The 18,064-nt window shown below is 56.9% G+C and carries 18 protein-coding genes and 1 tRNA gene; 15 read left to right on the forward strand and 4 right to left on the reverse strand.

All coding sequences use genetic code 11. From position 1 onward, the window contains the following. Positions 1–158: 158 nt before the first annotated feature. Positions 159–359: a 50S ribosomal protein L35 gene (rpmI, locus tag ACR0DE_RS14965; RefSeq protein ID WP_010443552.1), complete on the forward strand. Its 201-nt coding sequence runs from the start codon at positions 159–161 to the stop codon at positions 357–359. A gap of 14 nt (positions 360–373) precedes the next feature. Continuing rightward, positions 374–739 (forward strand): 50S ribosomal protein L20, encoded by a 366-nt coding sequence (gene rplT / locus ACR0DE_RS14970; RefSeq protein ID WP_008756009.1) that lies wholly within the window; start codon positions 374–376, stop codon positions 737–739. A 332-nt stretch (positions 740–1,071) separates the two neighbouring features. Here the strand turns inward: rplT and ACR0DE_RS14975 are convergent. Beyond that, positions 1,072–1,161 (reverse strand) — tRNA-Ser (locus ACR0DE_RS14975). 304 nt (positions 1,162–1,465) lie between these two features. Here ACR0DE_RS14975 and ACR0DE_RS14980 point away from each other — a divergent pair. Beyond that, complete coding sequence (locus ACR0DE_RS14980) at positions 1,466–2,422, forward strand: FecR family protein (RefSeq protein ID WP_480459840.1); 957 nt, start codon at positions 1,466–1,468, stop codon at positions 2,420–2,422. A 21-nt stretch (positions 2,423–2,443) separates the two neighbouring features. Next, positions 2,444–4,705 (forward strand): CHASE2 domain-containing protein, encoded by a 2,262-nt coding sequence (locus ACR0DE_RS14985; protein WP_480754039.1) that lies wholly within the window; start codon positions 2,444–2,446, stop codon positions 4,703–4,705. 220 nt (positions 4,706–4,925) lie between these two features. Here the strand turns inward: ACR0DE_RS14985 and hemC are convergent, their stop codons facing one another. Continuing rightward, positions 4,926–5,882 carry a hydroxymethylbilane synthase gene (gene hemC / locus ACR0DE_RS14990; protein ID WP_480754041.1) on the reverse strand — a complete coding sequence of 319 codons (957 nt, stop codon included), beginning with the start codon at positions 5,880–5,882 and terminating at the stop codon, positions 4,926–4,928. Positions 5,883–5,989: 107 nt separating this feature from the next. On the opposite strand from hemC, the gene hemE reads away from it, so the two are divergent. Then, on the forward strand, positions 5,990–7,024 hold the full coding sequence (gene hemE / locus ACR0DE_RS14995; protein ID WP_170802314.1) for a uroporphyrinogen decarboxylase: 1,035 nt from the start codon (positions 5,990–5,992) through the stop codon (positions 7,022–7,024). A gap of 58 nt (positions 7,025–7,082) precedes the next feature. On the opposite strand, the gene ACR0DE_RS15000 is transcribed toward hemE, so the two are convergent. Beyond that, the gene (locus ACR0DE_RS15000) at positions 7,083–8,177 is read right to left on the reverse strand and encodes a CaiB/BaiF CoA transferase family protein (protein ID WP_480754042.1); all 1,095 of its coding nucleotides are present in this window, start codon (positions 8,175–8,177) and stop codon (positions 7,083–7,085) included. A 155-nt stretch (positions 8,178–8,332) separates the two neighbouring features. Here ACR0DE_RS15000 and ACR0DE_RS15005 point away from each other — a divergent pair, with 155 nt between their 5' ends. The 7 genes from ACR0DE_RS15005 to uvrC all read left to right on the forward strand — a co-directional run bounded on the left by ACR0DE_RS15005 (position 8,333) and on the right by uvrC (position 15,626). Next, on the forward strand, positions 8,333–8,848 hold the full coding sequence (locus ACR0DE_RS15005; protein WP_170423597.1) for an SRPBCC family protein: 516 nt from the start codon (positions 8,333–8,335) through the stop codon (positions 8,846–8,848). A 91-nt stretch (positions 8,849–8,939) separates the two neighbouring features. Further along, a complete protein-coding gene (locus ACR0DE_RS15010) occupies positions 8,940–9,869 on the forward strand; it encodes an ABC transporter ATP-binding protein (RefSeq protein ID WP_170395599.1) in 930 nt (309 codons plus the stop codon). Next, positions 9,866–10,627: an ABC transporter permease gene (locus ACR0DE_RS15015; protein ID WP_170395601.1), complete on the forward strand. Its 762-nt coding sequence runs from the start codon at positions 9,866–9,868 to the stop codon at positions 10,625–10,627. The genes ACR0DE_RS15010 and ACR0DE_RS15015 overlap by 4 nt, the downstream gene beginning before the upstream one ends. A 104-nt stretch (positions 10,628–10,731) precedes the next feature. Further along, positions 10,732–11,529: a S49 family peptidase gene (locus ACR0DE_RS15020; RefSeq protein WP_170423599.1), complete on the forward strand. Its 798-nt coding sequence runs from the start codon at positions 10,732–10,734 to the stop codon at positions 11,527–11,529. 168 nt (positions 11,530–11,697) lie between these two features. Beyond that, the gene (locus tag ACR0DE_RS15025; protein ID WP_170395605.1) at positions 11,698–12,660 is read left to right on the forward strand and encodes a calcium/sodium antiporter; all 963 of its coding nucleotides are present in this window, start codon (positions 11,698–11,700) and stop codon (positions 12,658–12,660) included. 21 nt (positions 12,661–12,681) lie between these two features. Then, positions 12,682–13,461 carry an SDR family oxidoreductase gene (locus ACR0DE_RS15030; RefSeq protein WP_170395607.1) on the forward strand — a complete coding sequence of 260 codons (780 nt, stop codon included), beginning with the start codon at positions 12,682–12,684 and terminating at the stop codon, positions 13,459–13,461. Between the two features lie 290 nt (positions 13,462–13,751). Then, on the forward strand, positions 13,752–15,626 hold the full coding sequence (gene uvrC / locus ACR0DE_RS15035) for an excinuclease ABC subunit UvrC (RefSeq protein WP_480754046.1): 1,875 nt from the start codon (positions 13,752–13,754) through the stop codon (positions 15,624–15,626). On the opposite strand, the gene ACR0DE_RS15040 is transcribed toward uvrC, so the two are convergent. Continuing rightward, entirely contained in the window at positions 15,623–16,507 is an 885-nt protein-coding gene (locus ACR0DE_RS15040; protein WP_480754048.1) for a DMT family transporter, read from the reverse strand. The genes uvrC and ACR0DE_RS15040 overlap by 4 nt on opposite strands. Before the next feature lie 190 nt (positions 16,508–16,697). Here ACR0DE_RS15040 and pgsA point away from each other — a divergent pair, with 190 nt between their 5' ends. From pgsA to ACR0DE_RS15055, 3 genes are read left to right on the forward strand one after another with little or no spacing between them, the layout of a single operon-like run. After that, positions 16,698–17,366 (forward strand): CDP-diacylglycerol--glycerol-3-phosphate 3-phosphatidyltransferase, encoded by a 669-nt coding sequence (gene pgsA, locus ACR0DE_RS15045; RefSeq protein WP_170395613.1) that lies wholly within the window; start codon positions 16,698–16,700, stop codon positions 17,364–17,366. Between the two features lie 3 nt (positions 17,367–17,369). Beyond that, a complete protein-coding gene (gene moaD, locus ACR0DE_RS15050) occupies positions 17,370–17,615 on the forward strand; it encodes a molybdopterin converting factor subunit 1 (RefSeq protein ID WP_480754051.1) in 246 nt (81 codons plus the stop codon). Position 17,616: 1 nt separating this feature from the next. Beyond that, complete coding sequence (locus ACR0DE_RS15055; protein WP_223117504.1) at positions 17,617–18,060, forward strand: molybdenum cofactor biosynthesis protein MoaE; 444 nt, start codon at positions 17,617–17,619, stop codon at positions 18,058–18,060. Positions 18,061–18,064: the final 4 nt, after the last annotated feature.

An 18,064-nucleotide genomic window follows, 5' to 3' on the forward strand; every position in this document is an offset into this window, starting at 1 on the left:
TCGCCCCGGTGCCTAGCCAGCCTGCAAAAAGCGCAGATTCTGGCCCAAACCCCCTTGCCAGTATGACCGAACTTGCGTAAACGGCGCTTCTGATCGCGTGACCGGCCGAGATGGCATGCCGAGTCGCGTCTGAAACCGAACCCCGAAAGGAGACGGAAATGCCTAAGATGAAGACAAAGTCGAGCGCCAAAAAGCGCTTTAAGGTGACTGCGACCGGTAAGGTCCTTGCTGGCCAGGCCGGCAAACGGCACGGCATGATCAAGCGGACCAAGAAATTCATCCGCGACGCCCGTGGCAACACCACCCTGTCCGCCCCCGACGCCAAGATCGTCAAGGGCTACATGCCCTACGACCGCTAAGAGGAGATTAAGAGATGTCCCGCGTTAAAGGTGGAACCGTAACTCACGCCCGTCACAAGAAGGTCATCAAGGCTGCCAAAGGTTACTATGGCCGCCGCAAGAGCACCTTCAAGGTTGCCCGTCAGGCCGTAGACAAGGCCAACCAGTATGCAACCCGCGACCGCAAGAACCGCAAGCGCAACTTCCGCGCGCTGTGGATCCAGCGGATCAACGCCGCTGTCCGTTCGCATGACGAGGCACTGACATATTCGCGCTTCATTAACGGCCTGAACCTGGCCGGTATCGAAGTGGACCGCAAAGTTCTGGCCGACTTGGCTGTGCACGAACCGGAAGCGTTCGGCGCGATCGTCGCCAAAGCACAGGCCGCGCTGGCTGCCTGAACCTCTTTCGAGAGACAGTGAATGAAAGGCCGTCCCAGCTGGGACGGCCTTTTTTTTGAATCCGTAACGGGTGTCGATTGCGCCAGGTTGGCAAATTGAGCTCCCTAGGGCGATGAAGATAAATATCTCACCGCCTCCAACATCCTGGGCTGAATTGTACTGCAGAGAACGCACCAAGCTCCGGCATCAGGGTGCAATGGTTGATGCGAGAGATCCAATCCGCCTTGAGAAATGGTAGTGTGCAACGCCCGTGAAATGTCGTGAATTCAGTGGGATGATTTTATGAGATCGTTCAGACCATGGCAGGCATCGCAGGTGATGCCCGGTATGGGTGGCGGAGACGAAGGGATTCGAACCCTCGAGACGGTTTCCCGCCTACTCCCTTAGCAGGGGAGCGCCTTCGACCACTCGGCCACGTCTCCGCTGGCCGGTATATCCTTGCCTGTCATCCAGATACAAGGCGATTTTCTATGTCTGGAAAATTTTTCTGAATACCGATGATCAAACCCACAAGAAGGAGCGCTGGGGCTACCGGAAGCAGGGGTGCGAAACCCCCGAAATGCTGAAAAACATGCAAAACCTTGCCAACTCCACCTGTTCTGGCGCATATTTGTCTAGTTTTAAGGCTCTAATAACTATTCAGATTTAGCTTTCTGAGGCGACAGATATCGGGCATGGGGTGTTTGGCACCCTGGTAGGTACCTTTTGGGGGAAGGGGACTTGGGTTTGGCCTGGTTGAAATTGTTTTGTGTTTTCTTGGTTCTAGCGACGCTGCCTGCGTCGGCCATCGCATCAATCGGAAAAGTGCTCAGTGCTAAACCGGGCGCGGATATTATCCGGGCCGGTAAAAAGATACGCTTGCGTGAAGGGATGGATGTTGTTTCAGGCGATACTATTTCGACCGACAGATCAGGCGTGGTTCAATTGGTGTTCGTAGATGAAACCAAGATCGCGGTTGGTCCGAACGCGCGAATGATCCTGGATGTCTCGATGCTGCGAGGCAATCGGAAGGCAAAAAACTTCACCGTGCAGGCGCTGGGCGGCAGTTTCCGTTTCATTTCGGGCAAAAGCAGAAAGCGCGCTTATTCGATCAAAACGCCCGATGCCACCATGGCCGTGCGGGGAACGACATTTGACATGTGGATTACATCCGGCAGCCAAAGCGCGATGCTGGTAATCGAGGGCACCGTTCAGATGTGCGGCCGACGCGGGTCGTGCCGGTCGGCAAGCCGACAGTGCAGTCTCTTTGCGACCGGTTCGGGCGGTCAGGTGGGGCGCCCGATAGATCAGGAGCAGTATGACAAAGCGCTAAAAGGTGGTTTCCCCTTCATACGCTCGCAAACGCAACTGCTGCCACCGTTTCGGGTGAGTGCCGAAGGGTGTTCGGGCAGACAGGCTCAGGCCCTAAAGATTGAATCTGAAAGGCCAGAGCGGCGCGAAGCACGGCGGCAAACGGAACAAGGTCGTTCTGAGGTGTCGGCGGCCCGCGAAAGCGGGCGATCCGAAGCGCCAGACCGGGCCTCAGCCAGCGCCGAAGGGCGTTCCGGGACATCAGCGCGCGCAGGTGTAAGCGCCTCGGGTGAAACGAGAACATCCGTAAACGCATCCAGTGGAGATAGCGGTGGATCGGGTGTCAGGGCAACGGCGACGGCAGGTAACGCTTCAGCGATAGCTGGTTGGTAGCATCAGGTTACATATATTTTCATGTTCCCCTGCGCCTGGAAGGTGAACGTGGTGGGTAAGATAAGAGACAAAATTGGGCATCGATTAGTATTCAGGCTTGTGGGCTTGGCGCTGATCCTGATGGGCTGCTTCATTAGGGTCGCGGATCCGTATCCCGTTCAAATGTCCAGATTGATTTACTTCGATATCCTGCAGCGTATTTCACCACGGGCTTACAACCCGGATCTGCCGGTCCGCGTGGTGGATATTGATGAAAGGTCTCTGGCAGAATGGGGCCAATGGCCTTGGCCTCGTACCCTGTTGGGTCAGATGGTCGAACGATTGGGCGAATACGGTGCCGCTGCGATTGCCTTTGATATGCTGTTTGCCGAGCCCGACCGATACTCTCCGATGCGACTGTTGCAAGACCCGACCTTGTCCGGACTATTGCAGGTGGATCAGGCCGCGATCGATCTGGACAATGACGTCAGATTTGGGGACGAAGTTGCGAAATGGCCAGTGGTTCTGGGTGTGGCAGCCCGGCAAACCGATAGCGGTTCGGCCATTGTACCGAAGGCGGGGTTAGTCGAAATCGGAGAGAACCCCGCAGCTGGCCTTGTCAGCGTTGCCCACTGGACCTCTCTGGCACCGCCATTGGGGGAAGAAGCGGCCGGGATCGGGGGTGTTAATGTTTCGCCCCAAGGAAGTTTGGGTGTGGTGCGACGGGTCCCTGTGCTTTGGTCCGGGCCCAACGGTGTATTACCTGCGCTTGGGGTTGAAGCCCTGCGGGTGGCCATGGGCGAATCCGTTTATTTTGCCGAAGGATCGCAGGACGAGATCGGCATCATGCTTGAGGTTGGTCTGGGTGATTTTGTGCTGCCGACCACCGAGAATGGCGAGATTTGGGTGCGTTACAGGCGGGACAATCCTGGCCTCTATCTGTCGGCCGATGATGTCATGCGTAGCGGTAGTGATCCAACGCTTCAGTCAGAGATAGAAGGACGGATCATTCTGGTCGGCACCTCTGCGGCGGGCCTGTTCGATATGCGCGAAACGGCACTGGGTGAATCTGTTCCCGGTGTTTCGATTCACGCCCAGATTATCGAACAGATCATCCTTGGCGATGTGCTGAGCAGATCGGATGTTACCTCAGCGCTTGAGTTGTTGGCGTTCGTGATCCTGGGCGTCGTTGTCACAGTGGTCATGTCCAACTATGGGGCGGTCGCTTCTTTTGCTGCAGGTGGTGTGGCCGCATCGGCCGTGATTGCCATCAGTTGGTTGGCGTTCCAGAACCAGTCGGTTCTGTTTGATGCGACCTTCCCTTTGGCCGGAGGTATGGCCAATTTCGGGCTTCTGGCCGGGTACCTCTTTGTTTCGACCGAGCGGGAGAAGCGGGTGATCCGCCAGACTTTCTCGCATTATGTCGCACCGGAAATCCTCGATGAGATGGAGGCCAACGGGCATCAGCTGCAATTGGGAGGTGAATCTCAGGAGATCACGGTGATGTTTTCGGACATTCGGGGCTTCACGCCATTGTCCGAGTCTGTATCAGCCACCGATCTGGTGGCCTTGCTGAATGCGCTGTTCTCAGAGATCGGGGATCAGATTCTGGTCGAGCGTGGAACGATCGACAAGTTCATCGGCGATGCGGTTATGGCTTTTTGGAACGCACCGCTGCCCGTGGATGATCACCCGTGCCGCGCTGCTTTGGCCGCGCTGAAGATGCGCGGCGCGCTAGATAAGTTCAACACTTTGCCCATCATGCGCGGGCGTCCTCCCATCGCTCTGGCGACAGGCTGCGCAACCGGAGCCGCCTGCGTAGGCAATATCGGCTCGCGGCGCCGGTTCAATTATACAGTAATCGGAGATGTGGTGAATGTGGCAGCGCGGATCGAACAAAACTGCCGACATGTGGATTATGATATTCTGGTCTCAGACTCTATTCGCCGTGTCACCAATTCTGATCTTGCGCTGCTAGAGGCGGGCTTCGTGGATTTGAAAGGCAAAAGCGAGCCAGAGCCTGTTTATGTACTGGTCGGAGATCGAGAAGTTGCAGGCAGTGCATCGTTTCAAAAGCTGCAGACCGCACACATAGGTCTACTAGAGGCGATACGCGCACGGAAATCACAGACCGTAGTCGCTGGGTTGTGCAAGGAATGTGCCAAGCATGCGATGGCGGTTGAGCCAGGTTTGGCATCATTCTATCGCGCGCTACCGGGGCGCATGGCGGATTTCCGATCAGAGGTGCTTCATGCGCGGCCGGTGTTTAGTCATCATCATGGTCTGCGCGAAGGTGCAGAGTAAGTACTTCGCCATATGCTTTGGAAAAGAGAACGGGGCGCTGTTGAAAATCAACTGCGCCCCGCCGGAAGTATCAATCTCGCCCCCTCGAATACCATCTAAAACAACACGGGCTAAAACTTTCGATATATTCGAGATCGACCTTCTGTCCCCATATTTAACGAATTCGGCAGGGTAGACAGTGAAGAAGTTCACATTACCCTGAAATTGTTTAAATTTTTTCTTAGCGCCAGTCGAAAAACCCTGGTCCGGCCTGTATCAGCAGAGAGGCGGCCATTGTCTGACCCAGTTTTGCGCCGTCTTCGAGCGCCCCGGTGGCCTCTTCGCTGATCGCCTCGGAACCGTCCGGGCGCAGAACTTCTCCGCGCAAAGTAAGTTGGCCATCCTTAACCTGCGCCAAACCGGCGATCGGTGTTTCGCATGAGCCATCCAGCCCGGCCAGAAGGCTGCGTTCAGCCGCAAGGCGTTGGCTTGTTTCAACATGATGAATCGCCGCCAGCATCTCGGCGGTGCGGCTATCGTCGCTGCGCCGTTCAATGCCGATGGTGCCCTGCGCAATGGCAGGTAGCATGTCATCAGGCGATATAGCAGTCGCGGGGACGTCTTTCATATCCAAGCGGCGCAATCCGGCCATGGCCAGGAAGGTACAATCGGCCACGCCATCTGCCAGCTTCTTCAGGCGAGTCTGCACATTGCCGCGAAACTCGACCACTTTCAGATCGGGCCGCCGATTCAGCAACTGCGCCCGGCGGCGCAACGATGAAGTCCCGACAACTGCGCCCTCTGGCAGATCGTGAATCGAACTCAGAGTCGGCGAGATAAACGCGTCGCGCACATCTTCGCGCGGCAGGAATGTATCCAGCACCAGCCCGTCAGGCTGTTCGACGGGCATGTCCTTGGTCGAATGTACGGCGATGTCGATCTCACCTTTCAGCATCGCCTCTTCGATTTCCTTGGTGAACAGACCCTTGTTGCCAATCTCTTTCAGCGGCCGGTCCGCGTCGATCATGGCGCGGTTGTCACCGGTGGTCTTGATTACCACGATCTCAAACGCGTCCTCAGGCAGGTCGAAAGCGGCGCCAAGTCTCTGACGGGTTTCATAGGCCTGCGCCAGCGCCAGCGGAGATCCACGGGTGCCGATTTTCAGAGGCGATGCGGGGGTAGGCAATATCAGACTCATGTGCACAGCTTTAGTCGCGTCACATTGCCCTGACAATGGGGGCAGCGCTTGACAAATTGCCACTGAGGGCCGACGCGTTGCACCAAACCGGAACACTGGGGGCACGAATGGCCGAGACAAAGAAATTGCTACGGGCGCTGGCGGGGGAAGTGCAGGATGTGCCGCCGATCTGGATGATGCGGCAGGCCGGGAGGTATTTGCCTGAATATCGTGCAACGCGCGCGCAGGCCGGAGATTTCCTGTCTCTTTGCTATAACCCCGAGCTTGCCGCCGAAGTCACGCTTCAGCCCATTCGCCGCTACGGCTTTGATGCCGCGATCCTGTTTGCTGATATCCTGCTTGTGCCGCAGGCGCTGGGTGCAGATTTGTGGTTTGTCACCGGCGAAGGTCCTCGCCTTTCGACTATTACACGGGAGTCGGAGTTTGATACGCTGAAGCCGGTTGATGCAATTCATGAGACGCTCTCTCCGGTGTATGAAACCGTGCGTATTCTTTCGCGTGAGCTTCCTTCTGAGACAACTCTGATCGGATTTGCAGGCGCGCCCTGGACAGTGGCGACCTACATGATCGCCGGACGGGGCACCCCGGATCAGGGGCCAGCCCATGCGCTGCGCGAAGAAAACACTGCGCTGTTCGAGGCGCTGTTGGATCGGATCACGGCCGCGACAATAGAATACCTGTCTGCCCAAATCGAGGCAGGGGCCGAGGTTGTCAAAATATTTGATAGTTGGGCGGGATCATTGAAGGGCGAAGCGTTTCAGAAATACGCCGTAGAACCCTGTCGCGTGATTACTGCCGCCATAAAAGCCCGCCATCCGGGCATTCCCGTCATCGGTTTCCCACGCGAAGCGGATCAGGGTTACATCGGTTTCGCCAAGGCCACCGGTGTGGATTGTGTCGCGCTGGACAATTCTGTGTCGCCCGAATGGGCTGCTGCGAATGTGCAAGTCGATGGGTGTGTGCAGGGCAATCTGGCTTCATCGCATATGGTGACAGGCGGGCAAGCGCTTGTCGATGAGACGCGGCGGATTGTCGAAGCCTTCTCAAAAGGACCGCATATCTTCAATTTGGGTCATGGTATTACGCCAGATGCGGACCCTGAGAACGTTCAATTGATGATCGATACGGTGCGCGGGCGGTAAGCCTGGCGAGGGGGCCAGCCCCCTCTTGGCCTGCGGCCAATTCACCCCCGAGGTATTTTTAGCCAGATGAAGCGGGAGGAAGTTCGTTCAAAATCTCATTTGTATGCTCTCCGCGTTTGGGGCTGGGCCGCGGTTGCCAGTTGTAGGTTGAGAATCTAGGAGCGGCTGCGGCTTGACGTGTTTCGTCGTGGTCGACCCATGTTTGGCGAGCCGAATTCATGGGGTGATCTCGTGCTTCTTGTGGACTTAGGACCGGCGCAACGCAGGCGTCTGTCCCCTGGAATAGCGCCGCCCATTCGTCGCGCGGTTTTCTGGCAAAGACTTCGCTCAACCGTTCCGTCAGATTGGGCCAAGCGGTCTGGTCGTATTGCTGAGCGAACTCCGCATCATCGCTGAGCCCGAGGATGTCCAGGAAGTGAGCATAGAATTTTGGCTCTAGACATTGAACTGAGATGAAGCCGCCATCTGCGCAGGCGTAGGTTCGGCTCCAATGCGGTCCGTCAAGCAGGCTTTGACCCCGGGTGTCGGACAGGTTGCCGGTTTGGCGCAGGCTCATCAGCAAATTCATCATGTGTGCCGAGCCATCGTAGATGGCGGCGTCCACCACCGTGCCTTTGCCTGTGCTCCGGGCATTCAGAAGCCCGGCGAGCAGACCTGCAACCAGATACATCGCACCACCGCCGATATCCCCGACTAGTGTTGCGGGCGTCAAAGGCGGTTGGCCGGGCGGCGACGCGTAGGATAAAGCCCCTGAAAGGGCAATATAGTTGAGATCATGGCCCGCTGTCTCAGAAAGTGGGCTATGCTGCCCCCAGCCTGTCATTCGGCCATAGACCAGCTTTGGGTTCAGGTGATGACAGTCTTCCGGCCCCAGCCCCAGCTTTTCCATCACGCCGGGGCGAAAACCCTCGATCAGCGCATCAGCCGTTGCGATCAGCCGTTTTGCAACGCTAAGATCCTGCGGGTCTTTGAGGTCCAGTGCAATTGATCGTTTGCCGCGATCCAGCAGCGAACGTTCAGGCATACCCGGAGTGACGGCGGACCCTTTGCGATGGATGGTGATGATATCGGCGCCCATATCCGCCAGCAGCATGGCCGCGAAGGGGGCTGGGCCCAGCCCTTCGATTTCGATGATGCGTATGCCGTGCAGCATGTCTTCCTCCTGCGGCGCAGGGTTTCTGTTGGGCGGAGCGAATGCAAGCGAAGAATCCCGATCCAGTGCCTTGGTGTGAGCAAACTGGTTGCCTGCATCGATGTTTCAGGGCTAGGTCTTTGTGGTCTGCCGTAGGATTAAAAAGAGGTTGAGAGATGCAGTTAAGCGATACCCGTGAAATTCAGGCGCCGCCTGCCGCCGTTTACGCTGCGTTGCTGGACCCTGAAGTATTGAAAGCCTGCATCAGCGGCGCGCAGGAGATTACCGGCGATCCAACCGAGGGGTATAATGCGACCGTGGTGCAAAAGGTTGGCCCTGTGAAGGCGACTTTCAAAGGCACTGTGACCATGTCCGACATGGTTGAGCCTGAACGCCTGACCATCGCTGGTGAGGGCAAGGGGGGCGCCGCAGGCTTTGCCAAGGGAAGCGCAGATGTAACCTTCGCGCCCAGCGAGGCTGGTGGCACCCTTCTGACCTACGAGGTCGAGGCTAAGGTGGGTGGCAAACTGGCTCAGCTGGGCAGCCGCCTGATTGATGGGTTTGCCAAGAAGATGGCCGATCAGTTTTTCGCCAATCTTCAAGAATATTTCGAAGGTCCGCCACCGCAAGAAGACGCTGCCGAAGAAGAGACCAAGTCAGGCTGGCTAGGTCGCCTGACGGGACGAGACTGAACCCTGCGCACACGCGCATGGCACTGTGCGGAATTGGACTGTTCGACGATGGTCCGTCACGATAGGTTGCGGGGTCAGAACGAGGGTACGCATGACGACCATATTGTCGATCCGGGATTTGCGGAAGTCTTATGCCGATGGGTTTGAGGCGCTGAAAGGTGTGTCTCTGGACATTGAAGAAGGTGAGATTCTAGCGCTGTTGGGCCCCAATGGGGCGGGTAAAACAACGCTGATCTCGACTGTGTGCGGTATTACCACGCCGACTTCGGGCTCGGTCACCGTAGGTGGCCATGACATCCAGACCGAGTATCGCGCGGCCCGCAAGATGATTGGGCTGGTGCCGCAGGAAATCGCGCTGGAACCGTTCGAGAAGGTCTGGAACACTGTCCGCTTTTCACGCGGGCTGTTCGGTCATAGCGGAGACAACGCTAGGATCGAGGAAATCCTGCGCAAGCTGTCCCTATGGGACAAACGCCGTAACGCAATCAAGGAACTATCCGGAGGCATGAAGCGACGTGTGCTGATCGCGAAAGCCTTGGCGCATGAGCCAAGGGTGCTGTTTCTGGATGAACCCACCGCCGGCGTAGATGTCGAGCTACGTAAGGACATGTGGGAGATCGTGGCCGAATTGAAGCAGGCTGGTGTCACCATCATCCTGACCACTCACTACATCGAGGAAGCCGAGGCAATCGCCGACCGTGTGGGTGTCATCGACAAGGGTGAACTTTTGCTCGTGCAGGACAAAGACACATTGATGGCGCAGATGGGCAAAAAGCAGATTGAGGTCATGTTGACCGAGCCTATTTTATCGGTTCCCGACGTTCTGTCCGATCATCAACTGACGCTCAACGGTGCAGGCGATGCGCTGATCTATACTTACGACACCAATGCCGAGCGCACGGGCATCACCACTCTTCTCAATGATGTTGCACAGGCCGGTCTAGTGCTGCGTGATGTGCAGACGCGGCAATCGAGCCTTGAAGAGATTTTCGTCAACCTCGTGTCCGGAGAACCCGCATGAACTGGTCCGCTATTACTGCCATCTACCGGTTTGAAATGGCCCGGTTCTTTCGCACACTGGCGCAGAGTTTTCTGTCGCCGGTCCTGTCGACCTCGCTTTATTTCGTGGTGTTTGGCACTGCCATCGGCAGTCGCATTCAAGAGATTGAAGGCGTGTCCTACGGGGCCTTCATTGTGCCGGGTCTGATCATGTTGTCCGTAGTGATGCTGTCAATCTCGAACGCGTCCTTTGGCATCTACTTTCCCAAATTCTTGGGTACGATTTATGAGTTACTTTCAGCCCCCATCAATTTCATCGAGATTGTGATTGGTTATGTGGGCGCGGCCGCAACTAAGGCACTGTTTGTAGGTCTTGTCATTCTGGCCACTGCGACGTTCTTTGTGGACATTCGCATTGAACACCCGTTTGCCATGGCGGCTTTCCTGATCCTGTCCTGCCTCAGCTTTTCCTTGCTGGGTTTCATCGTGGGTATCTGGGCGGGTAATTTTGAACAGATGTCGCTTGTCCCCCAGCTTGTTGTGACGCCCCTGATTTTTCTGGGTGGGACGTTTTACTCGATCTCGATGCTACCTCCGCTTTGGCAGACGATCACTCTGTTCAACCCCGTGGTTTATCTGATTTCCGGGTTCCGCTGGTCATTCTACGGTATCGCAGATGTCCCGATATTTTGGAGCCTTCTGGCCATACTGGCCTTCACCGGAATATGCCTCGCGATCATTGGCTGGATCTTCAAAACCGGTTGGCGCATCCGCAGCTAGTGCGTTGCATTTTTGCCCATCAGGTGTGTGAAATTGGTTCACGTCGCGTTTATGGCGCTTCGGGTCTCTTGTTTACGGCTCCGGCGCGCTCTACATCGGCTTCCATGAAACTCAGCCTGCCCTTCATGAAAAAGCCGCCACTTGTGGCCGTTGTTCGCCTGTCCGGTGCCATTGGAATGGCCGGGCGAGGGTCGATGAACGCGACCGCTCTGGCACCGGTGTTGGAGAAAGCCTTTCGCAAGGGCAAGCCCGCTGCGGTCGCGCTGGAGATCAATTCGCCGGGCGGCTCCCCCGTTCAAAGCTCATTGATCGGTGCGCGTATCCAACGGCTGGCGGAAGAGCTTAAGATCCCTGTCTACGCCTTCGTCGAAGACGTGGCGGCTTCGGGTGGATATTGGTTGGCGGTTTCAGCGGATGAGATTTGGGCCGATGACAGTTCGGTTCTGGGGTCGATCGGCGTGATATCGTCGGGATTTGGCGCGCATGTTTTTCTGGCACGTCAGGGCTTTGAACGACGCGTACATACTGCGGGTCAGTCGAAATCAATGCTCGACCCGTTTGCTCCGGAAAAGAAAGAAGACATTGCACGGCTCAAAGTGCTGCTGGGCGATATCCACGAGAATTTCATAACCCATGTGAAATCTCGCCGGGATGGCAAGCTGGACAGCAGCGCTGATCTGTTCAATGGCGAGGTCTGGCTGGCCCGTCGCGCGCAACAGCTGGGCCTGATTGATGGTATTGCCCATCTGAAGCCCAAGATGCAGGAGAAGTTTGGCGACAAAGTCAGGTTCCGCCGCTATGGCCTGCGCAAACCGATCTGGTCGCGCTTTGGCGCGACGCTGGCGCAGGATGCCATAGCCGGTATTGAGGAGCGCGCTGCCTACGCGCGTTTCGGGTTGTAGAGTGATCATCAAAGCAGTCACCTTGTTCCTGATCGCCATGGGCGTTCTGGCGATGTTCGGCAAGCTACGCTTTCCTGGACAGAAACGATTGAGTTCTGCGAAATGTCCGCGTTGTGGGCGGTTTAGGATCGGCAAAGGCCCGTGTCCTTGCGAAGAAGGAGGCCGTGGATGACGGCATGGCTGTTCTCCGGCCTCGGGCTGCTGATCCTGTTGTTGGCAGGTGACGCGCTGGTGCGTGGGGCCGTGAACCTCAGCCTGCGGTTGGGGGTTCCCGCCCTGATCGTCAGCCTGACAATCGTTGCATTTGGAACTTCGGCCCCTGAGCTGCTGATAGCAATCAGCGCCATCAAGGAAAACGCGCCGGGCATTGCGTTGGGTAACGTGGTGGGCTCGAATACAGCGAATATCTTGCTGGTTCTGGGATTGCCCGCGCTTCTGGCGACCTTGCACACAAGTGAGTGCGACAGCCGCAAAAACTACATCTTCATGCTTCTGGCGTCGGTGTTATTTATCGGGTTGGCTTTTTGCGGGGTCTTTAATCTGCTCAGCGGGGCAATTTTGCTGGCTGCGTTGGCTCTGATCCTCGGCAACGCGTTTCGCGAAGCACATGCGCACCGTAAAGCCTGTGGTGAAGCTTGTGCCGATGAGGACGAGCTTGAGGGTCTTGAGGAAGCAGATCCTGACATGCCTTATTGGAAGGTGGCGATCTACCTGATCCTCGGCTTGATCGGACTGCCAATGGGTGCGCATCTGCTGGTCGAAAATGCGACCGTCATTGCCCGGAACTATGGTGTGAGCGAAACAGTGATCGGCCTTACGCTGATCGCGGTGGGTACGTCCCTGCCGGAACTGTCGACAACCGTCATGGCTGCCCTGAGGCGACAAGCGGATGTGGCACTGGGTAACGTCATCGGATCGAACATGTTCAATCTGCTGGCCATTGTCGGCATTACGACCTTGTTTGGGCGTATTCCCGTCGATCCTGAATTCCTGCGTTTCGATCTGTGGGTGATGCTCGGCGCGTCGCTCTTGTTGGTTCCTTTTGTATTCTTCAAGAAAGATATCACACGCGTCTGGGGCCTGATCTTGACAGCGCTCTATGTGATCTATGTTGCAAGCCTGTTAGCCTGACCTGACGAGGAGAATGAGCCCATGACCCGAGCATTGGTGACCGGTGCCGGTAAACGCCTTGGTCGTGCCATGGCGCTGTATTTGGCGCAGCGCGGAATGGATGTCGCTGTGCACTATTCCAGTTCGGATCAGGCCGCGCGTGAAACGGTTGATGAGGTTCAGGCGCTGGGCCGAAGGTCAGTTGCGCTGCAGGCCGATCTGCTTGATGAGGGGCAAGTCAGCTCATTGCTGCCGCGTGCAGCTGAGGCGCTGGGTGGTCCGATCACCTGTCTGGTCAACAATGCATCGATATTTGAGTATGACAATATACACACAGCTACCCGCCAAAGCTGGGATCGGCATCTCGACAGCAATCTGCGCGCACCATTCGTACTGACCCAAGCCATGGCCGAGCAGGGGTTGCAGTCGGAGCTTGATGATCAGGGAGAGCCTCTGGCGATTGGGCTGATCGTGAACATGGTGGATATGCGGGTGCGTAAACTGACGCCTGAGTTCATGTCATACACGATTGCCAAGATGGGGTTGTGGGCCTTGACCCGGACTGCAGCGCAGGCTCTGACACCCGCAATCCGTGTGAACGCGATCGGCCCCGGTCCAACGCTGCAGGGTCATCGCCAAAGTGATGCTCATTTTAGCGCTCAGCGGCAGAACACGATTCTGGAGCGCGGCGCGAACCCGTCGGATATTACTGCTGCGCTGGGATACTTTCTGGATGCACATGCCGTTACGGGGCAGCTTCTTTGCGTCGATGGTGGGCAACATTTGGGTTGGCAAACACCCGATGTTCTTGGTGTAGAATAAGTAAATCTGCTGCAAGTTTTGCACCGCTCTCATCTCTGTTACTCGAGCGTTACAAAAATGTCTTAATTTTCATACACTTGTCGCAGATCAAGAAAATTATCCTTTAAAAACAACGTCATAATTTCCTGCCTATTTTTTGTGCAGATCAACGAAAAGGCAAGGATTCAAGGGAAAATCGTGATGCCCCAAAAGTTATCTGCACAGTTATCCACAGAAGCCGTGGATTTGTTTTCTCTTGATCTGAAGCGCACAAGATTGCAGCCATGGTCAGAGAATCATATCTCAGACTCATGACCGCTAGCACTGATTCCGAATCGTCGACCCAAGCCAACGGCTATGCCTGCATTCAGCGTTATGTGAAAACGCTGGACAGCTCGCCGGGTGTGTATCGGATGTTGGATGGGGACAGCCGAGTTCTTTACGTAGGTAAAGCGCGAAACCTGAAGGCGAGGGTATCGAACTACACGCGCCCGGGGCACTCGGGTCGGATCGAGAAAATGATCGCCGCAACTGCCTCGATGATGTTTCTGACCACTCGGACCGAGACCGAGGCGCTGCTGCTGGAACAGAACCTGATCAAGCAGCTCAAGCCCAAATACAACGTATTGTTGCGGGATGACAAAAGCTTCCCGAATATTCTGGTCGCCAAGGATCATGCTTTTCCGCAGATCAAAAAGCACCGAGGGGCAAAGAAAGAAAAGGGGGCTTATTTCGGCCCCTTCGCCAGTGCAGGCGCGGTGAACAGGACGCTGAACCAGCTGCAAAAGGCGTTCCTGCTGCGGAACTGTTCGGATTCCATGTTCGATAGCCGGACCCGGCCGTGCTTGCTCTATCAGATCAAGCGATGTTCTGGGCCGTGCGTCGGACTGATCTCGGAAGCCGATTACCGTGAAAGCGTCAAGGATGCGGAACGGTTCCTGTCAGGCCGATCCACCAAGGTGCAGGAAGATCTCGCCCAGCAGATGATGGCTGCCTCCGAGGCGATGGAGTTCGAACGCGCCGCCGGTTTGCGCGACCGTATCCGGGCGCTAACGCAGGTGCAGACGTCTCAGGGCATCAACCCGCGCGGCGTGGCCGAGGCTGACGTCATTGGCCTCTACATGGACAGCGGTCAAGCCTGCGTTCAGGTGTTCTTCATCCGCGCCAACCAGAACTGGGGTAACCGCGATTTCTATCCGCGCGTCGGCCCGGATGTGTCACAGGCTGAGGCGATGGAAGCGTTCCTGGGCCAGTTCTATGACAACAAGGAACCACCCCGGCAGTTGATCCTGTCTGATGCAATCGAGAATGCCGATCTGATGCAGGAGGCATTGTCCGAAAAAGCTGGACGCAAGGTGGAAATCCTGGTGCCCCAACGCGGTGAAAAGCAGGAACTGATCGCCGGTGCCTTGCGCAACGCACGTGAATCGCTGGCCCGGCGGATGTCGGAAAGTGCCACGCAGGCCAAATTGCTGCGCGGCGTGGCCGAGGCCTTTGATCTGGACGGGCCGCCCAACCGGATCGAAGTTTACGACAACTCTCACATTCAAGGCACCAACGCCGTGGGTGGCATGATCGTCGCGGGCCCAGAGGGGTTCATGAAAAACGCCTATCGCAAGTTCAACATCCGCGGCGATGATCTAACCCCCGGCGATGACTTCGGCATGATGAAAGAGGTCCTGACCCGCCGTTTTACGCGCCTGCAAAAGGAAGATCCGGATCGGGACAAGGGGCATTGGCCCGATCTGCTGCTGATCGACGGTGGTGCAGGGCAGGTGAGCGCCGTGAATGAGATCATGGCCCAGCACGGGGTCGAGGATATCCCGATGGTCGGTGTCGCCAAGGGTGTCGATCGCGATCACGGCAAGGAGGAATTCCACCGCATCGGGCAGCGCCCTTTTGCGCTGAAACGCAACGATCCCGTATTGTACTTTATCCAGCGCTTGCGGGATGAGGCGCATCGCTTTGCCATCGGGACCCATCGCGCGAAACGCGCCAAGGCGGTTGGTGCAACGCCACTGGACGAAATCCCCGGCGTCGGGGCCGCGCGCAAACGCGCCCTGCTGACTCATTTCGGCAGCGCCAAAGCGGTGAGCCGAGCCAATTTGGCGGATCTTAAAGCCGTCGAGGGGATTTCAGCCGGGTTGGCGCAGAAGGTCTATGACTTCTTCCATGACAAGGGCTAGGCCTTTCGCCCCCGCCAAAGGATATAGAGGCCCGACGCCACGATGAGGGCGCAGCCAATCCACATGGTCTGATCCAATCGCTCGCCAAACATCACCACGCCCAAGCCGATACCGAACAACAGCCGCGAATAGCGAAACGGCGTCACAGATGAGACCTCGCCGGTGCGCATCGCCTTCATCAGCGCGGCATAGGCCATGACCCCCATCACGATCGCCCCGCCCATGTGCAGGCTGACATTAGGCGTCAGGGTTTGCAGCGATGTTCCTTCCCAGAATCGATAAGCCAAACCCGCGACAATGATGCAGAGGAAGCCATAGAACCCCAGAACCTCAGTGCCCAGTGTTGCGGGTGCGGCGCGGCTGGCCAGATCGCGCCCCGCAAAGCCGAGCATCCCCAGCACGGCAAGGATTGACAGGGCCGAGAAGCTGTCTCCGGTCGGTTGGATGATGATCACAACGCCAACAAGACCGATCAAAATGGCGCTCCATCGCCGCCAGCCGACGGATTCTCCAAAGAACAACGCGGCCCCTGCGACGACAACCAGTGGTGTGGCCTGAAGGATCACCGTAGCCGCGGACAGTGGCGTCAAAGCGATCGCCAATACATAGAAAAGCCGTCCAAGGATCTCGAAGACCACACGTACCTTCATCGGGCGCGACAACACGTCGGGCTGGAACAGTCGCGTGCTACGTACTGTGGCAACCGCTGCGTAGATTACTGCACCGCCCGCACCGAAGAGAACAAGCACTTGCCAGATCGGGATCGACGCCGAAGCCGCCTTAAGCAGCGCATCCTCCAGCGCGAACAGTGCCATTGCGGCGACCATCCAGGCGCTGCCGATCAGATTTGACCGGGGATCGGTTTGAATATGCGGTGTCATGTCAGCTCTGGGGTGTTGTCTGGTTGGCCAGCCGACAATCTGACGCCAAAGCAATCAAGTGCCAAGATGAAACCTGTAATGTGACCACCGCTGCGACGCTTTGACTTTTAAGACAGCAAACGCTTGTGCTGGGTCAGTTTTTTAAGACCCTGTCTTTTCTGTCTTGAACCGGCGATGTAGGGTCCAAGCCATGAAATGGAACCTGCCGAATATTCTGACTGTACTGCGCCTTGTGGCGGCCCCCGGTCTCGCCGTGATGTTTCTGTATTTCACCCGTCCCTATGCGGATTGGTTTGCTTTGATTCTGTTCCTGTCAGCGGCGATCACCGATTGGTTCGACGGGTATCTAGCGCGCGCCTGGAAACAGGAAACGAAGATTGGCGCCATGCTGGATCCCATTGCCGACAAGGCAATGGTGGTAATCGCGCTGATGATATTGGTGGGCTATTCGACTGAACACTGGACACCATGGCTGGTCCTGCCCGCGACAGTGATCCTGTTTCGCGAAGTCTTTGTCTCAGGCTTGCGAGAGTATCTGGGCGATGTGGCCGGAACCCTGAAGGTCACCAAGCTGGCCAAGTGGAAAACGACGGCACAGATGGTAGCGATCGCGATCCTGTTCTCGCAGGGGATATTCGAGCACCATTTTGTGATGGCCACGTTTGGCATGGATGCGACAACCATTGATCAGGTTCTGGCAGGGCAGGTCGAGGACCTGAACAACATCCGCTGGCATCTTGAGGCCATGTTCTGGTCAGGTCGTATCGGGCTATGGCTGCTCTGGATTGCCGCGACGCTGACATTGATCACGGGCTATGACTACCTACGTAAAGCCATGCCCCACCTGAAGGAGAGCTAACCGATGAACGTGTTGTATTTCGCTTGGATGCGCGAACGCATCGGCCTGCCGAAAGAGAAGATTGAAACTGAGGCCGCAACAGTCAGCGATTTGGTCGCGGAACTGAGCGCGCGTGAGGATCGCTATGCTGCTGCCTTTGCCGATCTGTCGGCCTTGCGCGTGGCGCTGGACCAAGAGCTTTCGGATTTTGACGCCCCACTGACCGGCGTGCGCGAGGTTGCGTTCTTTCCGCCCATGACGGGTGGCTAGAATGCGGATCGTCGTGCAGGAGGCCCCGTTCGATCTGGGGGCCGAAGCCAACGCTTTTGCCGCCGGGGACGATGCCAACGGGGCCATCGTGACCTTCACAGGCGTTGTGCGCGATCTGGCTTCGGGCGATCTGGATGTGATGGAGATCGAGCACTATCCCGGCATGACCGAACGCGCCCTAACCAAGATCGCGGAAGAGGCGCAAGCCCGTTGGTCACTGGGCAACGTTCTGGTGATCCACCGCCACGGAAGGCTTGCTCCGGGTGACCGTATCATGATGGTCGCCACCGCCGCACCGCACCGCAAAGATGCGTTTGAGGCGGCGGAATATCTGATGGATTACCTTAAATCTCGCGCGCCATTCTGGAAGAAGGAAATCACCACGTCCGGAGCAGAATGGGTGGTTGCCAAGGACGAGGATGAAGACGCGCTGACCCGCTGGTAGGGTG

Source organism: Ruegeria sp. C10, from assembly GCF_056537805.1.

Excerpts from the sequence above, each read along its gene's own strand:
- rpmI (WP_010443552.1), top strand. The coding sequence starts at position 159 with ATGCCTAAGATGAAGACAAAGTCGAGCGCCAAAAAGCGCTTTAAGGTG.
- rplT (WP_008756009.1), top strand. The coding sequence starts at position 374 with ATGTCCCGCGTTAAAGGTGGAACCGTAACTCACGCCCGTCACAAGAAG.
- ACR0DE_RS14985 (WP_480754039.1), top strand. The coding sequence starts at position 2,444 with ATGTTCCCCTGCGCCTGGAAGGTGAACGTGGTGGGTAAGATAAGAGAC.
- hemC (WP_480754041.1), bottom strand. The coding sequence starts at position 5,882 with ATGAGTCTGATATTGCCTACCCCCGCATCGCCTCTGAAAATCGGCACC.
- hemE (WP_170802314.1), top strand. The coding sequence starts at position 5,990 with ATGGCCGAGACAAAGAAATTGCTACGGGCGCTGGCGGGGGAAGTGCAG.
- ACR0DE_RS15000 (WP_480754042.1), bottom strand. The coding sequence starts at position 8,177 with ATGCTGCACGGCATACGCATCATCGAAATCGAAGGGCTGGGCCCAGCC.
- ACR0DE_RS15005 (WP_170423597.1), top strand. The coding sequence starts at position 8,333 with ATGCAGTTAAGCGATACCCGTGAAATTCAGGCGCCGCCTGCCGCCGTT.
- ACR0DE_RS15010 (WP_170395599.1), top strand. The coding sequence starts at position 8,940 with ATGACGACCATATTGTCGATCCGGGATTTGCGGAAGTCTTATGCCGAT.
- ACR0DE_RS15015 (WP_170395601.1), top strand. The coding sequence starts at position 9,866 with ATGAACTGGTCCGCTATTACTGCCATCTACCGGTTTGAAATGGCCCGG.
- ACR0DE_RS15020 (WP_170423599.1), top strand. The coding sequence starts at position 10,732 with ATGAAACTCAGCCTGCCCTTCATGAAAAAGCCGCCACTTGTGGCCGTT.
- ACR0DE_RS15025 (WP_170395605.1), top strand. The coding sequence starts at position 11,698 with ATGACGGCATGGCTGTTCTCCGGCCTCGGGCTGCTGATCCTGTTGTTG.
- ACR0DE_RS15030 (WP_170395607.1), top strand. The coding sequence starts at position 12,682 with ATGACCCGAGCATTGGTGACCGGTGCCGGTAAACGCCTTGGTCGTGCC.
- uvrC (WP_480754046.1), top strand. The coding sequence starts at position 13,752 with ATGACCGCTAGCACTGATTCCGAATCGTCGACCCAAGCCAACGGCTAT.
- ACR0DE_RS15040 (WP_480754048.1), bottom strand. The coding sequence starts at position 16,507 with ATGACACCGCATATTCAAACCGATCCCCGGTCAAATCTGATCGGCAGC.
- pgsA (WP_170395613.1), top strand. The coding sequence starts at position 16,698 with ATGAAATGGAACCTGCCGAATATTCTGACTGTACTGCGCCTTGTGGCG.
- moaD (WP_480754051.1), top strand. The coding sequence starts at position 17,370 with ATGAACGTGTTGTATTTCGCTTGGATGCGCGAACGCATCGGCCTGCCG.
- ACR0DE_RS15055 (WP_223117504.1), top strand. The coding sequence starts at position 17,617 with ATGCGGATCGTCGTGCAGGAGGCCCCGTTCGATCTGGGGGCCGAAGCC.